The following is a 23325-nucleotide window of genomic DNA, read 5'->3' on the forward strand; positions in this document are numbered from 1 at the left end:
TCCTGGGAATCGTCAGTTCGGGGTGGCGACGGTAGCGGCGAGATCGAGGATCGCGGACAGGTCCGGCTCGTCGGCGAGGGCGGAGACGCGGTCGGCGAGTTCGCCGGCGGCGGGATGGTCCGCGCAGTTGGCGAGGAATTTCGCTCGCAGCTCGGCGTCGTCGAGGGGGAGAGCGACGGTGCCGCGGCTGCCCGCGACACGACCGTCCAGCACGCGGCTGTCGTCCAGGGTGAGCACGGCGTGGCCGGGTGCGGCCGCGGCGGGGCCGCCGGTGGCGGCCACCACGACCCGCACCTTGGCGGCGGTGGCGAGGACCTCGTCGCGGGCGATGGAAGCAGGGGTGTAGGTGGCGATATCGACGGCGCCGTCGTGAAGCAGCGCCGCCACGCTCCACGGCAGATCGAATTTCCCGTCGTAGGTGCTGCGCGGGGCGGCGACACCCGCGTTCGGCCCGCACACGATGGGAAGGGAGTCGGGGTGCACATGCACTTCGATATCGGTGATGCGGGCAGGGTCGACCCGTTGCCCGTCGAGTGCGGCACTCACGGCATCGAGCGTGACGTGCATGAGCTGGCAGCTCGGATACGGCTTGATCCCGATGGCGGCGGATTCCCAGCGGGAGCCGAGCCCGGCTGTCACGACGGCGATATCGGCGTCGCGTGCCGACAGTGCCGCGTACAGTCCGCGCCGACCCTCGAGCACCGATGACGGACCGGTGGCGCCCGCGGCGGCCAGGCGGGCGGCGAGGATGCCGTTGAGAGTGGCGGTGCCGGGATGCAGGGCTTTGGTGTCGGCGTCGGTGTCGAGGAATTCGAGCAGCCCGCCCGCGGCGGACCCCGCGATACCGAGGGCGTCGACCGATTGATCAGTGGTGAGACCGGACAGGGTGCCCGTGACGAGCGCGGCGGCCAGCGGCCCGACCACGCCGGTGGCGTGCAGGCCGCGGCTGTGGAAACCGTGCGGGCTGGCCAGGCCGAGCCGGCAGGCAGTTTCCAGGCCGACCGTGGTGGCGGTCAGGATCTGGACGCCGGTCGCACCTACCTGCTGTCCGACGGCGAAAGCCGCGGGCAGGGCGACGGCAGTGGCGTGGACAAGGGCGCCGGCGTGGGTGTCGTCGAAGTCCAGGGCGTGGACGAGGACGGCGGTCGCCATACCGGCGGCAGGGGCGGAAAAGGCGTGGCCGCCGGTCAAGGGGCGGGCCTCGGGCGGGCCGCCGAACGCGGCGGCGACCGACCAGCCCGCCCGGCCGTGGCCGAGCCGCCGGGCGGCGACGGCATTGCCGATACCGTCGAGCAGGTGGCGAGTCGTCGCGTGCCGGACGTGACCGGGCAGATCGTCCAAAGTCAGCTGTCCGGCCCAGGCGGCGAGATCCCGGGAGCTCACGGGGTCTCCGCAGGCACCGCGCCGAAGGCGCCGCGGGCGGTGAGCTGTGCGATCTGCTCGGCGTCGTAACCCAGTTCGCTGCCGATTATCTCGTCGAAATGTTCGTTGCGCGAGGGTGCGCGCCGGTAGTCCGGTCGTTGTGCGCCGAACCGGACGGGGGACGCGAGCTGGCGGACGGTTTCGTACACCGGGTGGGCTGTTTCGACGATGAGATCCCGGGCGATGGTGTGCGGTTCGGCCATGGCCTGCGCGACGTCGTTGATCGGACCCGAGGGCACCCCCGCCGGTCCGAGCAGTGACAGCCAGTGGGCGACAGTGTTCGACGCGAAGACCTGTTCCAGGATCGCGAGGAGTTCGGCCCGATGCATTCCGCGTTGGGTGAAGTCGGTGAAACGGGGGTCGTCGGCGAGTTCGGGCCGGTCGATGGCGACCACCAGCCGCTGCCAGAACTTCTCCTTCGCACAGCCCACGATCAGCCATCCGTCGCGGGCCTCGAAGGCTTGGAACGGCACCAGAGACGGGTGGGCTGAGTTCTTGGTGCGTGCCGGTTCGAAACCGGCGTTCATATGCCAGGTGGCGGGATAGGTGAGCAGTGACATCGCGGTGTCGTAGAGCGAGACATCGCAGTCGCCGCCGATACCGTCGCGTTTGGCGGCGTGCAGGCCGGACAGCAGGCTGAGCGCGGCCACGAAACCGCCCGAGAAGTCGACCAGGGAGAGCCCGGATTTGGTGGGCGGGCCGTCCGGATCGCCGGTGAGACTCATCCAGCCGGCCAGGCCTTGCAGGATGTAGTCGTAACCGGGTTCTTTCGCGCGCGGGCCGGTCATTCCGAAACCGGTGAGACTGCAGCAGACGATGGCGGGATTGAGGTGCGCGAGATCCCGGTAGGTGATGCCGATCTTGGCGGGAACATCACCGCGCAGGTTGGAGTAGACGGCGTCCGCGGAGCGGACCAGGTCTTCGAACACCGCGCGGCCGGCCGGATTCGATACATCCAGCGAGAGGCTGCGCTTGTTGCGGTTGAAGGTTTCGAAGAACAGCGAGTCCTCACCCTCGTTGTAGGGCGGTACGTAGCGGCCCACATCGCCGCCCGCGTTGGGGTCTTCGATTTTGATGACGTCGGCGCCCAGGTCGGCCAGGTGGACGCTGCCGAACGGGCCTGCCCCGTACTGTTCGAGCGCGATGATGCGGACGTCTGCGAGTGGTTTCATGCCTGGGCCTCTTTCGGTTCCGGCTCGGCGGGCAGCTCGAGCGGGCCGTTCACGGCCTGCGGGAAGTAGTTCTGGCCGATACCGCTTTCCCGGGTGGCGACCATGACCGATCGTTTCCAGGAGATGACTTCGACGCCGTCCTGGTTGAGCCCGCGGGTGATCATCGAGACGATGCCGGCGTAGGGACGGGACCCGGATTTGCGCAGGCCGGTGCAGATACTTTCGGCGTACAGCGTGTCGCCGGCGTAGACCGGGTGCGACATCTTGATATCGGTGAACGCGAGGTTGGAGATGGCGTTCTGGCTCATATCGAGCACCGAGAGCCCGAGGATCACGGCGACGGTCAGGCCCGAGTTCACGATCACGCGGCCTTCGGTGATCGGGTTCTGCTCGGCGAGATGGGTGTTGAAATGGTTCTGGTTGGTGTTCATCGACAGCAACGTGATCCATGTGTTGTCGGCTTCGGAGAGCGTCCGTCCGATGGGGTGCTGGTACACGTCACCCACGACGTAGTCCTCGAAGAAGCGTCCGAGGACGGCCTGATGCACTGCCACCGTGTCTCCTTAGTTCATTCGGCCGATGTGCCCTTTGGACAATACATCAGACATTTAGAACGTCAAGAGTGAATATCTGCGCAGGAGTGCAGGTGTTTGGTGGTTGGTTACCGCTTTAAAAAGCAGATGTTTAGAGCTGTTGGCTTCTGGGCTACTCGGTGCGAAGCCGGTCCATCTGCCGGTAGGAGTCGCCCAGGTGGTCGAGATGCCTTCGCATGAGATCGATGGCGGCCATCGAATCGCCCGCGGTCACGACCTCCAGGATTGCGCGATGATCGTGATCGACGCACCGCCAGAAGCCGCCGGGTGCATCGTCGCGCCCGAACCTGGTGGACAGCACTCGGAACACCGGCGCGGTGATCAGCTCCAGTAGTGGGTTGCCGGTCGCGCGCAGCAGGACGAGATGGAACTGCTGGTTCTTGGCGAAGGTCGCCGGGCCCTGTACGCCGTCGGGATCGAAGATCGCCTCGCGGAGTTCGGTGAGGTGTTCCTCCGTGCGCCGGAATGCGGCGATCCCTGCTGCGGGCACCTCCATGAGGTTGCGGACCTCCATGAGCTGGTCCACGGTGACGGCTTCGCCGGCGGCCATCAGTGCGACTCCGGTTTCGAGGCTCGCGCTGATATGGCCGACACTCGGGGCGGCCACGAAGCTACCGCCGGTGACGCCGCGGGTGGTGGTGATCAGGTTCTGGCTCGACAGCGAGCGCAGCGCTTCGCGGATCGTGCTGCGTCCGACGCCGAATTCGGCGGTGAGTTCGGCATCGCTGGGCAGGCGGGCGCCCTGGGGGAGTTCTCCCGAGAGGATGCGATTGCGGAGCTGCTCGGCCAGTACCGCGTACGCGGGTGTGGATCTGGCGGCCGCCGTGCCTGTCGTCGGTTCGCTCACCGGCATCGGTCCTTCTGTTTCGATCGGCTGTCGACGCGCCCGAGCCTAGCGTCCGCGTCCGGTCCTATCGTGCTGCCGCTGTCGACCGCATGGCAGAAAACATCCGCTAATTAAGCCATCGATTGCCGGCGCTTGGTGGTAGTTCTCGGGTGTTACCACGAATTTACCTCGAAAACATCTGAGGTATTGCATTCTCCGGCCCGCTGAAGCACGATGGCTCCCAACACCTCGCGCGGTGGTCCCCGCCTTCGCGGACGGCATCTCCCAATCGGTCGTCCCCATCCGCTCCCTCGTGGGCGCCGGAAGAATGGAATCTTGATGAAAAGAATCGGAGTCGACGTCGGCGGCACGTTCACCGACCTCGTGCTGTGGGACGACGACGGCACGGTGGTGGTCCACAAGACTCCGTCGACCAACCACGACCCGTCGATCGGCACCATGGACGGTATCGCGGTGCTCGCCGAACGCGCCGGAATCGACCCCGCCGAAATAGAGATGTTCTTTCACGGCACCACGGTCGCGACCAATATCGTGCTCGAACACAACGGCTGCGACGTCGGCATGATCACCACCCAGGGTTTCCGCGATCTGCTGCATATCGCCAGGAAGAAGCGTCCGCTCAACTACTCCAACTACCAGGACTTGCCGTGGCAGAAGTGGCAGCTGGTACCGCGCCGCAACCGCCGGGTCGTGGCCGAACGTATCGACGCGGCGGGCAACGTGCTCGTCCCGCTGGACGAGGATGCGGTGCGCGCACAGGTCCGGCTGCTGCGCGAACGGGGTGTCGATGCCATCGCCGTCGCCTTCCTGCACTCCTACCGGAACCCGGCGCACGAGATCCGGGTCAAGGAGATCATCGGCGAGGAATACCCGCAGGTGTTCGTTTCGCTTTCCAGCGAAGTCGCTCCGCAATACCGCGAGTACGAACGGTTCTCCACAGCGGCGCTGAACGCCTTCATCGGTCCCAAGACTTCCGGTTATATCGAGAACCTCGCGGCGAAGGCCGCCGCGGAGCAGGTCGGCGATGATGTGCACCTGATGACCTCAGCCGGGGGCCTGATCACCTCCCGCAGCGCGAGCGAGACCCCGGTCTCCCTGCTGACCAGCGGTGTTGTGGCCGGGCTGCTCGGCGGCTGCGCCATCGGCAAGGCCTCCGGCTTCCCGAGCGTGATCACGCTGGACGTAGGTGGCACTTCGGCCGATATCGGCGTGGCACCCGACGGCGCCCTGCGGATGAAACATCTGCTCGATACTCGAATCGGCGACTACCACGCGATGGTGCCGATGGCCGAGGTGGACACCATCGGCGCCGGTGGCGGCTCCATCGCGGTGGTCGACGAGGGCGGCATGTTCCGGGTCGGGCCCCGCAGCGCCGGCGCCGTACCGGGCCCGGCCTGCTACGCCCGCGGCGGCACCGAACCGACCTCCACCGACGCGATGGTGACCATGGGGTGGCTGCGTGCCAACAGCTTCCTGTCCGGGACGATGGAGGTCCGGCCGGAACTGGCCCGCACCGCCATCCAGGCCCATATCGCCGAGAAACTCGGCACCTCACTGGACGCCGCCGCGATGGGTATCTTCAAGATCCTCGCCCATTCGATGACCGAGGCGATCAGCCTGCACTCGGTGCGTAAAGGCTACGACCCCCGCGAGTTCTCGCTGATCGCCGAGGGCGGCGCCGGCCCGCTGTTCGCCTGGCAGATCGCCGATCAGCTCGGTATCCCGCGGGTGATCGTGCCGGGCCATCCCGGTATCACCTCCGCGGTCGGGCTGCTCACCACCGATATCAGGTACGAGGTGCCCACCACGGTGTGGACCTCCTCCGCCGATCCCGATATGGCACTGCTCACCGAGCAGATGGCGCGGTTGTCGCATGAGGCGGTCGGCCGGCTCGAAGCCGACGGCGTCGCTGCCGAGAACATCACGCTCGAACGCAGCGTCGACTGCCGCTATGTGGGACAGGGCTACGAGCTGCGGGTGCCCGCGCCGGACGGCGATATCGACGATGTCTGGGTGAAAACGGTCGCCGACGAATTCCACCGCGTGCACGGCCGGACCTACTCCCAGCGCTTCGACGACAAACCGGTGCAGCTGGTCAATATCCGCGTCACCGGTGTCGGCGCGGTACCGCATGTGCGGATCGCCGAGATCGAGAAGGGCACCGCCGACGCCGCCGCCGCGATCAAGACCACCACACCGGCACTGTTCTGGCAGAACGATACGGCCGAACCCGAATGGGTCGACACCCCGGTTTATGACCGGGCGCTGCTGCTGGCGGGGAACACCTTCGACGGTCCCGCGATCGTCGAGCAGTTCGATTCCACCACCATCATCGGCATGGGCCAGCACGCCACGGTCGACGCCGTCGGCCATATCATCATCGAGAGGAAGCCGGCATGAGCAAGGCGTTGATGCCCACGACCGGAGTATCCCTCGCGGGCGAATCCACCCGGACCTGGAACGATGTCGAGGTCGACCCGATCACCCTGCGGGTCATCGGCGGCGCTCTGCAGTCGATGGCCAAGGAGATGGCGCAGGTTCTCTACCGTATGGCGTATTCGAGCCTGATCCGCGAATCCGAGGATCTGGGCGCGGGAATCTTCGACGTCAACGGCCGTGAACTGTGCGAATCGGATTCGACACCGATGCACTGCGGCTCGATCCCGGCCTATATCCGTGGTGTCAACCGCCGGCTGGCGGGCACCTACCGGCCCGGTGACGTCATCCTGCACAACCACCCGTACCACGGTGCCGCGCATTCGCCCGATTACGGCGTGATCATCCCGATCTTCTGGGAGGGCGAGCATATCGGCTTCGCCGGCTGCACCGGGCATGTCTCCGATGTCGGCGGCAACTTCCCCGGCCTGTGCATGGACGTCGTGGACGTCTGGGCCGAAGGCAAGCTCATGGACTCGATGAAGATCTACGAGGCCGGTGTCCGCAACGACTACCTGATCCAGCACATCCTCGACAACGTCCGGACACCGGAACAGAACCGCGGCGACCTGGAGGCGCTGATCGCCTGCTCGCGGATCGGGGAGAAACGGTTCCTCGAACTGCTCGGGAAGTACGGCCTCGATACCGTGATGAGCGCCGCGGAACGGTGGATGGACTATTCGGAGAATATGCTGCGCAGCCGGATCCGGGAGATCCCGGACGGTAGCTACGAGGCGCCCATCGGCTATCTCGACGACGACGGCAAGAACCGCGGGGTGCCACTGAAAGTGGCGGTCCGGGTGCAGGTCGAGGGCGAGGACATCCTCATCGATCTCACCGGATCCAACGATCAGGTACCCACGGCGTTCAATGTGCCGTTCGAGGGATCGGTGCTGCCGGTGGCGGTCTCCGCGATCCGCACCATCCTGCTCGACGAGGACGTCGTTGAGGATTTCGTCCCGCAGAACGACGGCTGCTTCCGTCCGGTGAAGGCCTACGCCCCCGAGGGCACCATCTTCAACCCGGATTTCCCGGCCTCCTGTTTCGCGCGATTCTCCCAGGTGAACCGGGTTTTCGACTCGATCAACCTGGCGTTGGCGCCGGTGCTTCCCGATCACGCGGTCGCGGGTTCGTCCGCGGCGCTGTGCGCGATCGCCTACTCCGGTCTGGCCGCCGACGGCGAATCCTATTGGGTCTATATCGAAATCAACGAGGGTTCCTACGGCGGCCGCAACGGCAAGGACGGTATGGACGCGGTCGACGCGTTGATGGCCAACACCCGCAACAACCCCATCGAAGAACTCGAACTCAACCACGCCATGCGGGCACTTCGTTACGAGCTACGCGACGAACCGCCGGCGCCCGGCCAATGGCGCGGCGGTATCGGCAGCGTGCGGAAATGGCTGATGGAAACCGACACCTTCCTCGGCTCCGAGGCGGACAACCGATCCGATCCGCCCGCGGGCGCGCTCGGCGGCCGTGACGGGGTCGCGGGTTCGTTCACCCGCAACGCCGGCACCGATCGGGAGGAGCTGCTGTTCTCCAAGGTCACGCAGGAAACCATCCGGGCCGGTGAGACGCTCGAGATCAAAGTGCCCTCCGGCGGTGGATTCGGCGATCCGTTCGCCCGCGACCCGTTCCAGGTGCTCAGCGATGTATGGGACGAATACCTCACCGCGGAGGACGCCCGCCGCGATTACGGGGTCGTCGTGAACACCGCCGACTGGACCGTGGACGAGGCGGCGACCGGCGCGCTGCGCGCCGGGAGCGGGTCCTGAATGAGACCGGGGGCCGGGCCGCGGACCACCGCAGCCCGGCCCCGCCGGTAAGTGAGCAGACGTTCGGCAGCGTTATCGCCTGGATCGACCCGCCGGCCGGCGGCGCAACCGACGGTCCGCTGCGCGGGCTGCGGATCGGGGTCAAGGACAATATCGACGTCGCGGGCGTCCCCAGCACCTGCGCGTCGGCGTTCTTCGCCGACCGGGTGGCCACCGAACACGCGGAGGTCGTGCGCCGGCTGCTCGGCGCGGGCGCCCAGGTGACCGCGAAACTGAATATGGCCGAATTCGCGGTCGGCGTGACCTCCCAGAACTCCGCGGCCGGGCCGACCCGCAATCCATGGGACCCGCGCCGGGTCCCCGGCGGCTCGAGCGGCGGCTCCGGTGCGGCGGTCGCCGCCGGCCTGGTGGATGCCGCGCTCGGTACCGATACCGGCGGTTCGATCCGGTTACCCGCCTCGGCCTGCGGGGTCACCGGCCTGCGCCCGACCGTGGGGTCGGTATCCGGCGCCGGTGTCTTCCCGGTCAGCGAGCTGTTCGATACCGTCGGCCCGATGGCCCGCTCGGTCGGCGATATCGTCCGCATATTCGAGATGCTCCGTGGCGAAGCCCCGCCGAATGTGCCGGCTGCGCAGCGGATCGGTGTGCCCGCGGTCTTCATCACCGAGGATGTCGATCCGGCCGTCGCCGCCGCCGTGCGTACCGCCGCGGGAGTGTTCGAAACCCTCGGTTTCGAGGTCGTCCCGATCGATATTCCGGGCGCCCGGTCCGCTCAGGATGTCGTCTACACCTTGATCTACTCCGATCTCGCCGAACGACACCGCGACCGCATCCGGCACTCGCCCGAACTGTTCCAGCCCGCGACGCTCGAGCGTATTTCGCTGGGGCTGGGGATCCCGGACTCCGAACGCACCGCGGCACTGTGTCGGCGCGACGAATTCCGGCAGGGACTCAGCACGGTGTTCGACCGGGTGAACGCCGTGCTCACCCCGGCGATGCCGATCGATGTGCCGCTGCTCGGGGAGGGGGCCGATGTGATCGCCCAGTCGCGCCGGATGGGGCAGTTCAGTTATCCGTGGTCGTTACACGAGGGCCCTACACTCGCCTTCCCGGTCGGCTTCCACCCTGTCTCTGGGATGCCGATCGGTGCGCAACTCACCGCGGCAGCGCACCACGAGCCGGTGCTCTTCGACATCGGTGCTGGATACCAGGACGTCACCGAGTGGCATTCGGCCCGTCCGCAGGCTGTCACCGGCCGTTCGTAAGTACGGATCTCGCTCGAACTTCGCCGACAAGATGTCCGGCACGTCGTGGTTGTTCGTCATCGCCCCCCTCCCTCTCGAACAGCCGAGGATTGCTCGCGAGAATAGTTCCTGGAGAGGGACCCTCGCGCCCTCTCGGGCCGACAGTTGATGAAAGTGGTCCAGACGGCGACCTTCCGGGCAGCGACAGCCGCTGCAGCTCGCCACGCCGGAACCACGGAGATCCGGACGTGCGGAGGGAAGTAAACCAAGTTGATCAACCTAGTTGTATATTTATCGGATGGTCACGAATGAAGCAACAGTCGCCCTGGCGCTGCGGGAAGCGCTGCGGCCGCTGTGGCGGCGGCTCAACGCCCAGAAAACGCTGTCCACCGGGAAGCTGGGCGTGCTGGCTTACCTCGCCGAACACGGCGCCGCCACTTCGTCCACCCTCGCGTCGGTCGAGAGGATCAGTCCGCAGGCCATCGCGACCGCGGTGCGGGAACTGGAGGGCCTCGGCCTCATCACCCGCACCCCCGACGACCAGGACCGCCGCCGGGTGTGGATCGACCTCACCGACGCCGGCCGGGAACGGCTGGCCCTGGAACGTTCGACGGGCAACAGCTGGCTGGAGCAGGCGGTGAGCGAACGGTTGACCGCCGAAGAACGAGAACTCCTGAAATCCGTCGTCCCGCTGCTACAGAAATTGACCGTGGATACGCCCCGTGCATAAGCCACGGTTACGGCCGACGCTGCTCCCGGCACTGATCTACACGGCCTTGACCACCGCCGTCGTCAGCTCGCTGGGCATGCTGCTGGTCCCGACGCTGTCTCAGGAGATGTCGGTATCGGTCAGCGCCGCGCAATGGATGCTCACCGTGAACCTGCTGGTCGGGGCCGTGGCCACCCCGATCATGGGCCGGTTGAGCGACGGCCCGCACAAGAAGCGACTGCTGCTGGGGTCGCTCGGGATCATTCTCGCCGGGTCGGTACTGGCCGCGTGCGCCCCGAACTTCGCCGTATTCCTGGTCGGTCGCGCACTGCAGGGCCTGTCCTACGGCATCGTGCCGGTGACCATTGCGCTCGCCCGCCGCTACCTTCCGGAAGAACAGGTCAGGCCGGGGCTTTCCAGCTTGTCGGTGACTGCCTCGACCGGCCTCGGTATCGGCTACCCGCTCACCGGCATCCTCGCCGGCGAGGCCGGTTTCCGCGTAGCCTTCGCCTTCGCCGCCGTTTTCGTGGTGAGCGCCGCGATCGTGGTGTGGCAGGTGCTTCCGGACGGACCGGACGAAAAGGCACCCCGCACCCGGTTCGACGCACCGGGCGCCGCACTGCTCGGGCTCGGGCTCACCGCGCTGCTCATCGCCATCAGCGAAGGGCCGAATTGGGAATGGACCTCCGCGAAAACCCTCGGTTTCGCCCTCGCCGCAGTGGTCCTACTGGGTGCGTGGGTGTTCGTCGAATTGCGTGCCGAGACTCCGCTGATCAATCTGCGAGTCTTCCGCCACCGGGACGTCCTGCTCGCCAACGGCACCGCGATCGGGCTGGGCGCCGCGATGTACATCGGACTGTCCGTCAGCAGTCTCATCGCCCAGGCCCCGGCCGTTACCGGCTACGGGATAGCGCTCCCCGTGTTCTGGGCCGGTTTCGTCATGCTTCCGCTGTCCATCGGAAGCCTCGGCGCCAACCGGGCGGTCCGGGCCGTAGCGCACCGGATCCAGCTGACCACCCTGCTCCCACTGGGCGCCGGGGTGATGACCGCATCGGCCGTCCTGCTCTGGCTGGTCCACGACCAGCTGTGGGAAATCCTGGTCGGCATGCTGCTGTTCGGGCTGGGAATCGGAACGACCTACGCCGCCATGCCCGCACTGATCGCCAGGCGGGTCGCCGATACCGAACTCGGCAGCGCTGTCAGCTTCAACCAGGTCTTGCGCACGGTCGGCGGCGCCTTCGGTAGCGCCGCGTCGGGCGCGGTACTCGCCGCGCACCTGGGTTCGGACCTGCATCCCACCGATACCGGCATCACCCTGGCGCTGGCCCTGGGCGTGTGTGGCTGCGCAATAGTTTTCGCCGCACTCTTGGCCAACTATGCGCAGACCCGGCGCCGGGCCCACACCGCACCGGAGTTGTCCCGGATCCCGTGACCGCAGCGGAAGCCCCGAACCGAAATCGGCAAGGCACCGGCCCAGCTGACGGCCGGTGTGCGCGCTAGTACATTCCGGATATGAGTTTCCGGCTGGCCGCGTACGCCGTGTGCATCACCGATGGACGGGTGCTCCTGGCCTGCCATAGCCCCCGGGACGGGGAGCCCACAGCCGAATCGGTCTGGACGCCGATCCCCGACGTCACCGGCCTACGCCGCTCATCGCTGGTCGACATAGGCCTCACGCTCGCCCGGACTCTTCCGTCGACCGGCCACGTGCCTCCGATCGAGGTCGGCGGTTTGATACAGCATTGAACAACTCCCTATCGCAACGTGAACAGGCCGGCACCTCGAACCCTGGCAAGACCTCGGTTCGAGATGCCGGCGGTAGGGCGATCGGCCTGCCGGCACCGGCGCTTATGTGGCGAGTTGTGCGATCAGCGCGTCGGCCGCCGCGGCCGAGGAGCCAGGGTTCTGACCTGTGATCAATAGTCCGTCCTGGACCACGTAGGAACCCCAGTCGGCACCCTTCGAGTAGTTCCCGCCGAGCGCGACCAGCTCGTCTTCGACGAGGAATGGAACGACATCGACCAACTCGACCGCGGCCTCCTCGGTGTTGGTGAAACCGGTGACCTTCTTCCCCGCCACGAGCGGAGTGCCATCCTCGTCGGTGACGTGGCGCAGCACGCCGGGTGCGTGGCAGACCAGCGCGACCGGCTTGCCCGAGCGCAGCGTGGTTTCGATCAGCCGTCGTGAGTCGGGGTCCTCGGCGAGGTCCCACAGCGGGCCGTGTCCGCCCGGATAGAAGACGGTGTCGTAGTCCTCGGCCGAGACCGAGTCGAGCCGCACAGTATCGGCCAGTGCCGCAGACGCTTCCGCATCGGCCTCGAACCAGTGCGTGTCGTCGGTCTGGAAGCCGGGCTCGTTGCTCTTCGGGTCGAGCGGCGGCCGGCCACCGGCCGGAGACGCAAGGGTGATGTCGTAGCCGGCCGCCTTGAAGCGCCGGTACGGCGCGGCGAGTTCCTCCAGCCAGAAGCCGGTCTTCTTGCCTGTGTTCCCGAGCTGGTCGTGAGAGGTGAGGACGATGAGGACCTTCATGTGCATCTCCTTCTGGTTGACCGGTCGTCTCTTGGCGCAGACCCCTGTACGGCGGTTCAGAGACAGCGTAAGTCTGTTAGGCCGGGGTATCGGAACTGCCCGCGGATCATTCGCCGGTGACAGTCGATGCTGTCGGTGGCCGGATGGAGTGAGCTACCCGGATGGTCTGCTACGTGATCAGGCTCGCACGAAGCGCATCAACGCGGAGTCGACCTCTGCGGTGCGCGTCCACGATAGGTCGTGGGGCGCGCCGTCCATGCGCACGAATCGACCGATGGTGATAGGGACTCTGTATCGGCAGGATACTGCCGATACAGGGGGTGAATGGGATTCGATGCACCGAAAACTGCCACTTCCGGCAATATTCTGCCGATATGGACAGCTCGAATCCGGGTCGTCACATGGATCAAAGCCGCTGCAACTCGCCGCGCCGGAACCGGAGTTCGCGCTCCACGCGGCGCAACGGAGATCCGGCGAAGGGGAGGCGATCGAAGTCGACTGCTTCAGCCGCGCGCAGTGCGATAGCACGAGCCGAGGCGGCACCGCGCTCCGGCAGTCCGATTTCGGCCGCGAATGCCAGCCAGTCGCGGGCCTTCAGCTTCCGGATACGCCCACCGATCGGCAAGGCCATCGAATCGTCGTCGTAGATCAGCGTGCAGGGGATGTCGTATATCGGTGCGATCGACCACCGCCCTTTCGCGTCCTCGAGCACACCGAGATTTTTTCCGTGCAGGTCCCCGTTCCCGGTCAGCCATGCGAACACGAACTGCAGGTACAGATTTCTGACGGCCACGCGCGGAGCATGTGTCACGGCAGCCAGGGTCCGGACAGCATCTATGGCGTCCACCGCGTATTTCTCGGCGGGTGGAAGTCCCATGACCTGTGTGGCGTCCTCGAACGCCGAGCGGGTCCATGTGCCGGCGTGTGCCACCCGGTCGAACCGTTGCACAAGCAATCCGGACGTACCGGTGCGGTCGGTGATCAGCTGTGCGGCGGCGACAGGAACCTTCAGTTCACGTGCAGCCTCGAGATGAACGGCCTCGTTTTCGACGAGATTCGGAAATCCGGACTGTGAGAGTTTCAGGATGAAGCGTCCGAAACCGGTTGAAAGTGGTGTACTGATCATCGACGTACTGGCTTTCTCCTGTACGCCGGGCAGTGCATGAGGATCCACCTTGTCCACCAGGGCGCCGAAATCCAGATCTTCGGGTGCCTCTCCGTCCACCAGTGCCGGAACCTCGACGAGCGGTTCACCCGCAGGAACTACCTGCACGTCCCCGGGGGCGTCGGTGCCAACTGCCAACAGCAGGGTGAGTTCATCGTCCAGGCTGGTCTTCACGGCACGTTGTAGTACGGATAACCGATGCCCTTCGGGTAGGAGCCCGGCGAAGTACGCGGGCAAGCTGCCGTCGAAGATGTGAATGGGCTCGTCCGTCACCGGTAGCGTGGTCGCGATCGGCCGTCCGGAGTGGGCCGAATACTCCGGAAGGTAACGGAATTCGATTGTTCCCTCGGAACTCTTGGTCAGCTGCGCAGCTCGCCGTCCGGACTTGTAGACATCCGCGGCACGGACCATGCGGAAGCGCTGGAGGTCGGTCACCCGGTCAGGCTCAGAGTGAGGCCGAGGACATCGGCGACTTCGGCCACCGTACCGACGCCGGTTGTCCCGGTTCCGTGCTCGATATCGCGGACCGTGCGGGTCGAGGTTCCGGCGAGCTCGGCCAGCTGCTCTTGAGTGAGCTGGTACCGACGGCGCGCAGCGCGAATCTCGGCGCCGATGAGCTGCACACCATCCATCCAGGCCTCCCGTGCGGCAGAATTCTGCCGATCTATCCAACTACCTGGCATGATGATATGCCCGAAGCTGATAAACGGCAAAATACTGCCGATTTGTTGGGTCGTGACGCTGCCGGCGCGGTGACGTACCGGTCTGGCAGCTGACCCGATCCGGCAGAACAGGATCGTGGCGCTGGGCGGCGGACGAGTCGAGGACATCGTCACCGAACTCGAGCACGTCGCGGTCGGCCGGATCGGGATCAGCCCCGCCTACGCGAACCTGACGGACACGCGCGCGCCTTGCACCTGGCGAGCTTGCGGTGTTGAGCTGGTCTACACCGCGGGACACGCAGGTCACCGTCTTCGGCGGCAGTCCCTCGGGCGGACTTGTCGACACAACGTGGAGGAGAGCCGCCGCACCGCCCGAGACATCGTCGGGCCGTACTCGACCTTCCAACGCCGGAACGCGAGATGCTCCTGCGGTCTTTCCAGACCTGGTTCGATACCGACTGCTCCACGAAACGAGCCGCCGCGGCTCTCGACTGCCATGCCAATACGGTGCGTAACCGGCTCCGGCGTATCGACGAGCTGACCGGACGCAGTTTCGGCAAGTCCTGGGCAGCCGCTGAGCTCGCCGTCGCGCTGGAGGCGTCTGATCGCCCGCCCCGGATAAGGTGCTGGTCCGGCTGGACCGGCAGAAGGCGCCGATGATCGTCGCGGCCGTCGGGGAACCCCTGCTGCGGGTGCTGGCCGTTCTCGTTCCGGAGCAGGAGGAGTCTCGACTCCCGGACAGTGACGCTATGCGGCGAAATCGATGGTGAGATGCGATTCGAGAGCGGAGGCAATGCGATCCAGCGTTGTCAGCGTCGGGACCACATCGCCGGCCTCGAATCGGCTGACAGCGTGCTGCTTCATACCTGCCCGCCGGGCCAGTTCGGCCTGCGTCCATCCCCGCGCTTCGCGCGCCTCACGAACCTTTTTGCCCAATTCGTAGGCAATTTGGGCGCTCCGATACGCCTCCTGGTACTCCGGTGTCGCGCGAACCTCCGCGCTGCGCCGGTCGAATTCCTCTTGACTGATGCTCATGATGATCTCCTCATGGTTCGGTGCTCGTCACAGCGTGAACACGTTGTGAAAGGTCCTGTCGTGTTCGGTATGCGCGAAGCGTGGGTACACCTACCTACACTTGGCAATCGACGGATACTCCCGGCTCTCCTACACCGAGCCACTGCTCGACGATAAGGGGTCGACCGCTGCGGCGTTCCTGACCCGCGCGAAGGTCCGGTTTGCCGCCCACGGGATTACGCACATCCATCGTGTGGTCACCGACAACGGAGCGTGCTACCGCTCCAGTGACTTCGCACGGATCGTTGGCAACGAGTCCCGGCACCAGAAGACGAAACCCTACACCCCACGTCACAACGGAAAAGTTGAACGCTATCAACGGATCCTGTCCGAGGAACTACTTTACGCCCGGAGCTTCCCCAGCGAGGAATCCCGATCAGCAGCGATCGCAGTCCGGAACATCCGCTACAACTACCACCGACCCCATAGCGTTGCCGAGGGTATGCCGCCAGCGTCACGGTTCCGAGTGGGCGTCACCAACGTCCGGCCCTCATACAGCTAGTGCATGCGGTAGCGTCGCGGTGTTCGATCGGTGATGAGAGGGAGCAGCGTGTTGGGGGTGGGTTCGGCCTTCGCCGGGTATCGGATCGAGGGAGTCCTCGGACAAGGCGGAATGGGGACCGTCTATCTCGCCCGGCACCCACGGCTGCCACGTAGCGTCGCGCTGAAACTGCTGAATCGTGAGGTCTGCACCGACCCCGAACTGTCCCGCCGCTTCGAACGCGAAGCCGATGTTGTTGCCCGCCTGGAACATCCGGCGATCGTCGGAATCTACGACCGTGGCGCCGACGACGGTCATCTGTGGATCGCCATGCAGTACATCCGTGGCACCGATGCCTCCACATGGAACGCCGCCGCGCATCCTGCCGCGACCGCGGTGCGCCTCGTCGCCGAAACCGCCGCCGCACTCGACTACGCCCATAGCCGCGGAGTTCTGCACCGTGACGTGAAACCCGCCAACATCCTCATCGCCGACGGTGACGAGTTCCGCGAAACCCACGCCGTCCTCACCGATTTCGGTATCGCCCGGCTCACCGACGCCAACAACACGAAGGTCACCGCCACCGGTACGTTCACCGCGACCCTCGCCTACGGTTCCCCCGAGCAACTTTCGGGTGAGGTGGTCGATCACCGCTCGGACCAGTATTCGCTGGCCTGCACGTTGTTCGCCGTCCTCGCCGGTCATCCGCCCTACGCTTCGACGAACCCGGGGCAGGTCGTCATGGGGCATATTTCGAAACCTCCGCCTCGGCTCACTGAATCCCGTCCGGATCTTCCGGCAGCCGTGGATGCGGTGCTCGCGCGGGCCATGGCCAAGGATCGTGACGACCGCTTCGCCAGCTGCACCGACTTCGTCAACGCTGTGCGTTGCGCACTCGACGGCGGGTACGTCGCGGCCGACCTTGCACGCTCGGCTCCCACGGTCCACAACGCCGATTCGGGCGGCCAGGCGATGCCGTTCGGTCCGAAGGCGCCCGGAATCGCTGCCGAACGCAATGATCGCCGGATGGCCGGGGCATCGCCGCATGATCCGCGGGTCGCGGCCCTGGCGCGGCCCATATTCGATCCGCGCGCGGCACCGAACGGGCGCGTGCCCGAGGATCCGCAAGAGCCGTCGCCCTCGAAGACGGCGGCGTTCACCGCAGGGATCATCACGCTGATCTTCGGACTGCTGTTCGGGGTGGGATTCATCGGGAGCCTGGCGGTGACCATGTCCGCTACGAACAGCGACGACGGGGATTCCCCCACGGTGATCGCTATCTTCATGCTGCTCACAGTGCTGTGGAATAGTGCGGCGATGTTGTTGCTGTCGGGTAGGCACGCGGGGCGAGTCCTGACCGGTATTTGTTGGGGTATCGGTGTTGCAGTCTGCGCCACCGCGGTGATCCAGCTGGCGACCTCTCCGATCACCGGCGGCGACGATGTCGCTGTGATCGCCATGTACGTGTTCCTATTTGCGTTGTCCGGGTGTGTGCTGGCGTGCGCGGCGGGACGTGCGACAAAACGCTGGGTCGACTACCGGACGATGGTTCGTATGCGGAGGTACCGGTACTGACGTGCCGGTGCAGGTGCGGAACCAGTTCGGAGTGTGCCGCGGAGGTGGGCAGTCGGTTGGCGGCAACGCGGGCGGCCTGGGTGAGACCGGGAACCGGTGCGGTCTGCCGGGCGGTGATAGGGTCGGCGGGACGCGGGGGGCCGGCCGGTTCCCGTTCGATGTACTGGACTACCGGTGTCGGGAGGTTTGAGATGACCGCTGTTCGGTCGATTCGGGCGATGTTGTGCGGCGCGGGTATTGCGCTGTTGGTCGCGGGGTGTGGGACCGATAGTGAGGGCGCGGCTACGCCGGTGACCACGGCCACCGGATTGCCGATTGCGGCGGAGGCGCCCTCCTCCTTTGATCCGTGCACCGAAATTCCGCAGGAGATTCTGGCGTCGGAAGATCTACGGCGTGGGGTGACGGATGCGAACGTTGATGGGGCACAGGGGATCAAATGGCGGGGGTGCCGGTTTGTCGCTCCGGACAGCTATGCGGTGGGGATTACGACGACGAATCTGACGCTGGACGTGGTGCGGGATAACGAGAACTTTTCCGTCCGGAACGAATACGCCGTGGACGGTCGGCCGGCGATGGCGGTGGATGCCGTCGAACAATCCGATAAACGCGCGTCCTGCACTTTTTATGTGGAGATGGCCGGGGGGAGCCTCGAACTGTCGATGAGTAACCCGGGCTCGCGTGCCAAGACCGGGCATCTGGACACCTGTGGTCTGGCGCTCGGCTTGGCGGAAAAAGTTGCCCCGTTGATCCCGGATGAGTGAACGATCACCTGGGCGATATGGAGTTGATCGGAATGAGGGAGGGAGCGGGCTGTGAGTGAGGATACTCCGCCCCGGCCGCTCGGGGATCTGTTAACCGAGGCCCGGGAAGGCCGGCTGTCGGTGAATCTCGGAGCAGGCGCACCCGGTGACGCGATCCGGGTGAATGCCGAAGAGTTCGTGTATATGGAGCGGGACTGTGAAGGATTCAAGCTGCTGATCCAAGAGTTACAGGGTATCGCTGAGGAGATCTGGAGGCGTGAACGCTGGGATATCGGTGAAGGCACTGAAGACCTCCGTTCGGCAAATACTCTCGTGGGTCGATTCCGGCACAAGGCCATGGAATCCGACGATGGCAACGATGTTTTCGCGATCCTGGAACAGCATTACCAGATCGTCGTGGATATCCAGGAGCTGCACCGCGCGGTCGCGCAGCGGTACATGGAGACCGATGATGCGTTCGCCGCGCGATACAACGAGTTGATGGCGAGTGCGCCGCCTTCGGTGCCGTTGCAGCTGCCGCCCGCGTTCCCGATCCCGCCGGGTGTGTAATGAGACCGCGTAATAGTTCAGTTTGTTCGATTCAGGGGGCTCGATGACCTTCCAGAACGAGGGTCCGAAGATCGGTGATCCCGAGGAACCCAACGGGTTTTCCCATCCGGAGATCAACGGCGCGTTCAAACCGTTGATGCCGGGCGACCACGGGATGAAGGCATCGGAGCAGTACGGCGATATCGCCACCCAGTGGGAGAACGGTGTCACTGTGTTCGCCTCGCGGATCCGCCGGTCCAGCGCTGCGGCCTGGGAAGGAGCGGCCGCGGAGCAAGCCCGCCAGGCCATCGACAACTACGCCACCCGGGCGGAGGATCTGGTGCCCGCGCTGCACGCTCTGTCCGTCCAGGTCGACAACACCGTGGTATCGGTCATGCGCACCCAGAACAACCTTCCCGAGGTGATCGAGAAGAAAGAGTGGTGGCACAGCGATGAGTGGACTTTCTTCGGGTTCGACAACGAGCGTACCGATACCGAGGAAGCGGCCCGGCAAGTTATGCGGGATGACTATATATCGGGATTTGTGCAGGCAGATGGTCTGATTCCCGTCCTTCCGGTGCCTGTGAATCCGACGCAGCCACTGCACACCGACCTGCCGACCGGAAACGGTGACCAGCCTGGACCGGGTGGTACGACCACCGGCCCGGGCGGCAATCCAGGCGGGCCGGATACCGGCCAACCGGCGGGAGAGGACCCGGCCGGGGAAGAGCCTGGTGCGGAACAGCCCGGTGAGGAGCCGGGGACCGAGCAGCCGGCGGGCACCGAGCAGCCAGGTGAGACGGCGCCCGCGAATACGACACCGTCCACCACCGAGAGCCCGATATCCACGACGCCGAGTACCACCACCGTCCCCAGCGGGACCACTCCCGGACTGGGCATCCCAGGGTCGCCGGGCTCGCCCAGCGGTAGTCCGGTGACCACCGGGGAGCCGGGACGAACGGTGTCCGGGACGCCGAATGCCGCAGGCGCGCCCGTTCCGGCGGGGTCGACAGCGGCCGCGCCGAATGCCGGCAGCCCGCGCAGCGGTATGCCCGGAATGATGTCGCCGGGTGCGGCCGGGCGTGGGCAGCAGGGGCAGGACGATGATCGCCGTGAAACCCCCGACTACCTGATCAACGCCGAGAACGCCGAAGAACTGCTCGGCGAACAGGCACCCACAATTCCCGGGGGTGTGCTGGGCGGCGAAGCACCGGCCGCGCAACCTCCGCGGGACGCCTGACCCCTCCGCCGCCCCGCCTGTTTCGGAGAACTCTGCCGGGCGCGGGGCGTCCATCTCCGTGACACATCGAGGAAACCCGCACCGACAATGAGCAAATGGATCTGGGAACCGGATGATTTCGCCGCGCTCTGGTATCGCGACGGAATCGACCGGTTCCCGCGCCCGCTGCGCTATCTGAGCCGCTACAAGACCCGAAATCCGTACGAGGCGCATGCCGCAGCGGTGCGGGCGCGGTACGACCGCGATGAGCACGAGCTGATCCGGCTCGCGCTGCACACACTGTCCGCCAGTGATCTGCGGATCGAGATCCTGGGCGGGTCGACCGCGACTGACAGGGGCGGGGTGCGTGAATACCGGGTGGTCGGTGCGCAGACCACACGTCACGGGGTGGTGCTGGCGCAGTCGGCGATCGACGGTGTCGACGGTTCGGTGCACGCCCAGCTGTTCGCCGCCGACCAACTCCCGAAACGGCTGGCCGGGCTGCTGCCGAAGTGCGCGCCGGGGCGAGAGGCGCCGGGCACCTTTCATATCGACGATCTCGCGCCGGGCCGTGAGCAGCAGCAGTCGATGCGGCGGGGGCCCGGTGAGCAGTATCGGCGCCTCGCGAGGCGGCCCGCCGACGGTGGCGGAAATGCCGGATTGCGAGTCGGTTCGATCCTGGATCGGCCGAAGCCGTGGTACGGGTTCCGGTGGTACGACATCACCGGCGACGGGCGGTACCTGGAGAAGCGAACCCGTGAGCATGTGAGTGTGCGTCCGGCCGGGCCCCAGGATTTCGCGGCCGGATTCGCCGAATGGATCGACCGTTCCCTGCGTCGCCTCCGTGAAGAGGAAGCGGAAGTCTGGTGATTCGCCTCCCCTGCGCCGGACGGTGACCGTCGGCATTTCGGCACCGAACGGGGAGAAACGCCGGTCAGTCATCGAGGTGCCGCGCTATTTCCTCGAGAGTTGCTGCGGTGTGCAGGTATTCGCCGTCGACGGCGTCGAGCAGGGCCCAGCTCGGTGGCATGTGGTGCTCACGGATCAGCCGGTAGCCGGCATTGCGGGCGCGGTCCGCGAGTGCGTCGAAGGAAAGGGAGCGATACTCCGTTTCATCGGTCACGGTGCCTCCGTTCGGGTGGTTGCCATTGGTGCAGGGCGTGGGCGATTCGGATAAGTGAGGCGATATCCACCGGGGCGTTCCAAAGCGGATCGTCCGGAATGGGAAATCCACCGGGAATCCGGTGCGGGAGGTTTTCTTTCATCGGGGGTTCGTTGCTGTATTCGGTCAATAGCCCAGAAACTCCCGGTCACCGGGTACGAGGCGGCGCTCCTCGATCAGCCGGTCCCTGGCCTGCTGTTTCAGCGGGCAGGCGGTGAGCGGGCAGTCGATATGTGCCTGCATGACGAGATGGGCGTGGGAAATGGTCATCACCGGTATGCGCCGGTGATCTGTCACCGGTAGGCCGAATATCATGGTCGCCTCGCAAATTCGGGGTGTGGTGGTCGGTTCGCGGGGATTCCGGGGTGGGTTTCCGGAAAATTCTGACTCGTTTGAGACAGTGCGGCCTGGTGGAAACTTCCATGGCGGAGGTTTCCACCAGGGCGGGTGCATGTTCAGTAGAACACCCACTTCCGAAATTGTGGAGGCCTTCGTAAGATTCAGGCACACAATGGATTTGATCCGGATGGATCGGTAATTCCAAGCTGTTCGACTGTTCCATTCGACATGACATAACCCCGAGTAACGCTAACGAAAGGCGACACCCCTATGTCGATCGAACCGAACCCACCGACCCTGCCGCGCCGCGTACTCGGCCGCCGCTTGCGTGAGATGCGCGAACTGGCCGGGTTGACTCGCGCGCATGCGGCTCGCAGGTGCGAGATGGGCGCGCAAACCTTGTGGCGGCTGGAAACCGGGCGCAACAGCGAGACGAAGAAGATGGTCATCAACGCGCTCTGCGATACGTACGAAGCGAGCGCCGACGACCGCCGCGACCTCCTGTGGCTCGTCGACGAATCCCGGAAGGACGGGTGGTGGCAGTCCAACGCTGATGCTGTGACCCCTAAAGCGGAAATATTTCTCGAGCTCGAACGCGCCGCATCCGAGGTGTTCTCCTGGCAGACCATGACCTTGCCGGGGTTGCTCCAGACACCCGCTTACCGGCGCGCCATATGGAAGGTGTCGGAACCGCTCGGAAGGCCGATCGATCCTGAAGGCGAGGTGAATCTGCTCCAGCGCCGTCAGGAACGACTCGGCGAACGGTCGGGGTTCACGTTGGAGGTTGCGCTGAGTGAATCCGTGGTACGGCAACGCATCGGCGGAGCCGAGATCATGGCAGATCAACTGGACCATCTCGTTGCGCTGGCCACACGGCCGAACGTATCGCTGCGGATCGTTCCGTTCGATGCCCCGAGTCATCTCGGCTTGATGTCGAAGCACTTTGTCTACCTGGAGTTTCCTCAGCATCTGAACCCCGCGCTGACCGAAGAGCCGGTGGTCTACATCGAAGGCTTCACTGGATCGCTGTATCTGGACAAGCCCACGGAGATCGACCAATATCAGGCGACTCGCGCGTCCATTCTGCAAGTAGCATTGGACGAAGACGACACACTGCGCCTCATCAGGGCGACGGCGAGGGAGTATCGGTCATGAACGTCGATCTATCCGGGGCGGCATGGTTCAAGAGCAGCCGGAGCACCAGCGGTGACGACTGTGTCGAGGTTGCCCATTTGAGCGGTGGGACGGTAGGTGTGCGGGATTCGAAGAACCCCACCGGCCCGGCCTTGGTGTTCGGACCGGAAGCATGGGATGCGTTCACGGCCGCTGTCGATGACGACGGGTTCGAGCCGGCTTCCTGAGTAGCCCATCAACGAGATGACCCCGCCTCCGGAATACGCCCGAGGCGGGGTTCGTCATGCTGTCCAGGACGCATGTAGTGGAACTGCGAATAGGAGACCGTGATCGTGGAATATCGTCAGTTCGGGCGCAGTGGTCTGACCGTGTCGGCACTCGGTTTGGGTTGCAACAACTTCGGGATGCGTATCGATCGACAGCAGTCCGCCGCGGTGGTGCACCGGGCGCTCGACCTGGGCGTCACACTGTTCGATACCGCGCAGATGTACGGGC

At 65.6% G+C, this 23325-nt stretch carries 25 protein-coding genes and 1 pseudogene; 16 read left to right on the top strand and 10 right to left on the bottom strand.

Going from position 1 to position 23325, the window contains the following annotated elements:
* Positions 1-12: 12 nt before the first annotated feature.
* From ON22_RS30780 to ON22_RS30795, 4 genes are all read right to left on the bottom strand, one after another.
* On the bottom strand, positions 13-1383 hold the full coding sequence (locus tag ON22_RS30780) for an MmgE/PrpD family protein (RefSeq protein ID WP_033246769.1): 1371 nt from the start codon (positions 1381-1383) through the stop codon (positions 13-15).
* Positions 1380-2594 carry a CaiB/BaiF CoA transferase family protein gene (locus ON22_RS30785; RefSeq protein ID WP_033246768.1) on the bottom strand — a complete coding sequence of 405 codons (1215 nt, stop codon included), beginning with the start codon at positions 2592-2594 and terminating at the stop codon, positions 1380-1382. Before ON22_RS30785 ends, ON22_RS30780 begins: the two co-directional genes overlap by 4 nt.
* On the bottom strand, positions 2591-3148 hold the full coding sequence (locus ON22_RS30790) for a MaoC family dehydratase (RefSeq protein ID WP_033246767.1): 558 nt from the start codon (positions 3146-3148) through the stop codon (positions 2591-2593). The genes ON22_RS30785 and ON22_RS30790 overlap by 4 nt, the downstream gene beginning before the upstream one ends.
* A 151-nt stretch (positions 3149-3299) precedes the next feature.
* A complete protein-coding gene (locus ON22_RS30795) occupies positions 3300-4034 on the bottom strand; it encodes a FadR/GntR family transcriptional regulator (RefSeq protein WP_033246868.1) in 735 nt (244 codons plus the stop codon).
* A 318-nt stretch (positions 4035-4352) separates the two neighbouring features.
* Between ON22_RS30795 and ON22_RS30800 the strand changes: the two genes are divergently transcribed.
* From ON22_RS30800 to ON22_RS36110, 6 genes are all read left to right on the top strand, one after another.
* Entirely contained in the window at positions 4353-6434 is a 2082-nt protein-coding gene (locus tag ON22_RS30800) for a hydantoinase/oxoprolinase family protein (RefSeq protein WP_033246766.1), read from the top strand.
* A complete protein-coding gene (locus ON22_RS30805) occupies positions 6431-8248 on the top strand; it encodes a hydantoinase B/oxoprolinase family protein (RefSeq protein WP_033246765.1) in 1818 nt (605 codons plus the stop codon). The genes ON22_RS30800 and ON22_RS30805 overlap by 4 nt, the downstream gene beginning before the upstream one ends.
* On the top strand, positions 8137-9513 hold the full coding sequence (locus ON22_RS38260; protein WP_231508749.1) for an amidase: 1377 nt from the start codon (positions 8137-8139) through the stop codon (positions 9511-9513). The genes ON22_RS30805 and ON22_RS38260 overlap by 112 nt, the downstream gene beginning before the upstream one ends.
* 277 nt (positions 9514-9790) lie before the next feature.
* Positions 9791-10222, top strand: a complete 432-nt coding sequence (locus ON22_RS30815) for a MarR family winged helix-turn-helix transcriptional regulator (RefSeq protein ID WP_033246764.1) — start codon at positions 9791-9793, stop codon at positions 10220-10222.
* Positions 10215-11633 (top strand): MFS transporter, encoded by a 1419-nt coding sequence (locus ON22_RS30820; RefSeq protein WP_373280900.1) that lies wholly within the window; start codon positions 10215-10217, stop codon positions 11631-11633. The genes ON22_RS30815 and ON22_RS30820 overlap by 8 nt, the downstream gene beginning before the upstream one ends.
* 80 nt (positions 11634-11713) lie before the next feature.
* Positions 11714-11947 (top strand): hypothetical protein, encoded by a 234-nt coding sequence (locus ON22_RS36110; RefSeq protein WP_081595952.1) that lies wholly within the window; start codon positions 11714-11716, stop codon positions 11945-11947.
* 102 nt (positions 11948-12049) lie between these two features.
* Here ON22_RS36110 and ON22_RS30830 read toward each other — a convergent pair whose 3' ends face one another.
* The 3 genes from ON22_RS30830 to ON22_RS30840 all read right to left on the bottom strand — a co-directional run bounded on the left by ON22_RS30830 (position 12050) and on the right by ON22_RS30840 (position 14527).
* Positions 12050-12730 (bottom strand): type 1 glutamine amidotransferase domain-containing protein, encoded by a 681-nt coding sequence (locus tag ON22_RS30830; RefSeq protein ID WP_033246762.1) that lies wholly within the window; start codon positions 12728-12730, stop codon positions 12050-12052.
* Between the two features lie 406 nt (positions 12731-13136).
* Complete coding sequence (locus tag ON22_RS30835; RefSeq protein ID WP_231508745.1) at positions 13137-14330, bottom strand: type II toxin-antitoxin system HipA family toxin; 1194 nt, start codon at positions 14328-14330, stop codon at positions 13137-13139.
* The gene (locus ON22_RS30840; protein WP_033246761.1) at positions 14327-14527 is read right to left on the bottom strand and encodes a helix-turn-helix domain-containing protein; all 201 of its coding nucleotides are present in this window, start codon (positions 14525-14527) and stop codon (positions 14327-14329) included. The genes ON22_RS30835 and ON22_RS30840 overlap by 4 nt, the downstream gene beginning before the upstream one ends.
* 450 nt (positions 14528-14977) lie before the next feature.
* Here ON22_RS30840 and ON22_RS38665 point away from each other — a divergent pair, with 450 nt between their 5' ends.
* Entirely contained in the window at positions 14978-15217 is a 240-nt protein-coding gene (locus ON22_RS38665; RefSeq protein ID WP_081595953.1) for a helix-turn-helix domain-containing protein, read from the top strand.
* Positions 15218-15304: 87 nt separating this feature from the next.
* On the opposite strand, the gene ON22_RS30845 is transcribed toward ON22_RS38665, so the two are convergent.
* A complete protein-coding gene (locus ON22_RS30845) occupies positions 15305-15592 on the bottom strand; it encodes a helix-turn-helix domain-containing protein (RefSeq protein ID WP_051158315.1) in 288 nt (95 codons plus the stop codon).
* Positions 15593-15665: 73 nt separating this feature from the next.
* Between ON22_RS30845 and ON22_RS30850 the strand changes: the two are divergent.
* From ON22_RS30850 to ON22_RS30880, 6 genes and pseudogenes are all read left to right on the top strand, one after another.
* Positions 15666-16133: pseudogene (locus tag ON22_RS30850) on the top strand (IS481 family transposase); the annotation flags it as partial.
* Between the two features lie 48 nt (positions 16134-16181).
* Positions 16182-17687 carry a serine/threonine-protein kinase gene (locus tag ON22_RS35065; protein WP_081595954.1) on the top strand — a complete coding sequence of 502 codons (1506 nt, stop codon included), beginning with the start codon at positions 16182-16184 and terminating at the stop codon, positions 17685-17687.
* A gap of 191 nt (positions 17688-17878) precedes the next feature.
* Positions 17879-18448 (top strand): DUF3558 domain-containing protein, encoded by a 570-nt coding sequence (locus ON22_RS30865; protein ID WP_051158317.1) that lies wholly within the window; start codon positions 17879-17881, stop codon positions 18446-18448.
* 51 nt (positions 18449-18499) lie between these two features.
* Positions 18500-18997, top strand: a complete 498-nt coding sequence (locus tag ON22_RS30870; protein WP_033246759.1) for a hypothetical protein — start codon at positions 18500-18502, stop codon at positions 18995-18997.
* Between the two features lie 43 nt (positions 18998-19040).
* Entirely contained in the window at positions 19041-20216 is a 1176-nt protein-coding gene (locus ON22_RS30875; RefSeq protein ID WP_033246758.1) for a WXG100 family type VII secretion target, read from the top strand.
* Positions 20217-20303: 87 nt separating this feature from the next.
* Positions 20304-21065, top strand: a complete 762-nt coding sequence (locus tag ON22_RS30880) for an ESX secretion-associated protein EspG (RefSeq protein ID WP_033246757.1) — start codon at positions 20304-20306, stop codon at positions 21063-21065.
* Positions 21066-21129: 64 nt separating this feature from the next.
* On the opposite strand, the gene ON22_RS30885 is transcribed toward ON22_RS30880, so the two are convergent.
* Both ON22_RS30885 and ON22_RS30890 read right to left on the bottom strand, forming a co-directional pair.
* On the bottom strand, positions 21130-21318 hold the full coding sequence (locus ON22_RS30885) for a hypothetical protein (protein WP_033246756.1): 189 nt from the start codon (positions 21316-21318) through the stop codon (positions 21130-21132).
* Between the two features lie 165 nt (positions 21319-21483).
* Entirely contained in the window at positions 21484-21627 is a 144-nt protein-coding gene (locus ON22_RS30890) for a hypothetical protein (RefSeq protein WP_231508744.1), read from the bottom strand.
* A 339-nt stretch (positions 21628-21966) separates the two neighbouring features.
* Between ON22_RS30890 and ON22_RS30895 the strand changes: the two genes are divergently transcribed.
* From ON22_RS30895 to ON22_RS36120, 3 genes are all read left to right on the top strand, one after another.
* Complete coding sequence (locus ON22_RS30895) at positions 21967-22851, top strand: helix-turn-helix domain-containing protein (protein ID WP_033246754.1); 885 nt, start codon at positions 21967-21969, stop codon at positions 22849-22851.
* Entirely contained in the window at positions 22848-23057 is a 210-nt protein-coding gene (locus tag ON22_RS30900; protein ID WP_033246753.1) for a DUF397 domain-containing protein, read from the top strand. The genes ON22_RS30895 and ON22_RS30900 overlap by 4 nt, the downstream gene beginning before the upstream one ends.
* Before the next feature lie 141 nt (positions 23058-23198).
* A partial coding sequence (locus tag ON22_RS36120; protein ID WP_255218571.1) for an aldo/keto reductase occupies positions 23199-23325 on the top strand: 127 nt, incomplete at its 3' end.

The sequence above is a fragment of the Nocardia carnea NBRC 14403 genome, from assembly GCF_000308515.1.
GTDB lineage: Bacteria > Actinomycetota > Actinomycetes > Mycobacteriales > Mycobacteriaceae > Nocardia > Nocardia carnea.

Excerpts from the sequence above, each read along its gene's own strand:
- ON22_RS30800 (WP_033246766.1), top strand. The coding sequence starts at position 4,353 with ATGAAAAGAATCGGAGTCGACGTCGGCGGCACGTTCACCGACCTCGTG.
- ON22_RS38665 (WP_081595953.1), top strand. The coding sequence starts at position 14,978 with ATGCTCCTGCGGTCTTTCCAGACCTGGTTCGATACCGACTGCTCCACG.
- ON22_RS30845 (WP_051158315.1), bottom strand. The coding sequence starts at position 15,592 with ATGAGCATCAGTCAAGAGGAATTCGACCGGCGCAGCGCGGAGGTTCGC.
- ON22_RS30785 (WP_033246768.1), bottom strand. The coding sequence starts at position 2,594 with ATGAAACCACTCGCAGACGTCCGCATCATCGCGCTCGAACAGTACGGG.
- ON22_RS30880 (WP_033246757.1), top strand. The coding sequence starts at position 20,304 with ATGAGCAAATGGATCTGGGAACCGGATGATTTCGCCGCGCTCTGGTAT.
- ON22_RS30890 (WP_231508744.1), bottom strand. The coding sequence starts at position 21,627 with ATGACCATTTCCCACGCCCATCTCGTCATGCAGGCACATATCGACTGC.
- ON22_RS36110 (WP_081595952.1), top strand. The coding sequence starts at position 11,714 with ATGAGTTTCCGGCTGGCCGCGTACGCCGTGTGCATCACCGATGGACGG.
- ON22_RS30805 (WP_033246765.1), top strand. The coding sequence starts at position 6,431 with ATGAGCAAGGCGTTGATGCCCACGACCGGAGTATCCCTCGCGGGCGAA.
- ON22_RS30815 (WP_033246764.1), top strand. The coding sequence starts at position 9,791 with ATGGTCACGAATGAAGCAACAGTCGCCCTGGCGCTGCGGGAAGCGCTG.
- ON22_RS30865 (WP_051158317.1), top strand. The coding sequence starts at position 17,879 with ATGACCGCTGTTCGGTCGATTCGGGCGATGTTGTGCGGCGCGGGTATT.
- ON22_RS30840 (WP_033246761.1), bottom strand. The coding sequence starts at position 14,527 with ATGGATGGTGTGCAGCTCATCGGCGCCGAGATTCGCGCTGCGCGCCGT.
- ON22_RS30895 (WP_033246754.1), top strand. The coding sequence starts at position 21,967 with ATGTCGATCGAACCGAACCCACCGACCCTGCCGCGCCGCGTACTCGGC.
- ON22_RS30875 (WP_033246758.1), top strand. The coding sequence starts at position 19,041 with ATGACCTTCCAGAACGAGGGTCCGAAGATCGGTGATCCCGAGGAACCC.
- ON22_RS30830 (WP_033246762.1), bottom strand. The coding sequence starts at position 12,730 with ATGAAGGTCCTCATCGTCCTCACCTCTCACGACCAGCTCGGGAACACA.
- ON22_RS30900 (WP_033246753.1), top strand. The coding sequence starts at position 22,848 with ATGAACGTCGATCTATCCGGGGCGGCATGGTTCAAGAGCAGCCGGAGC.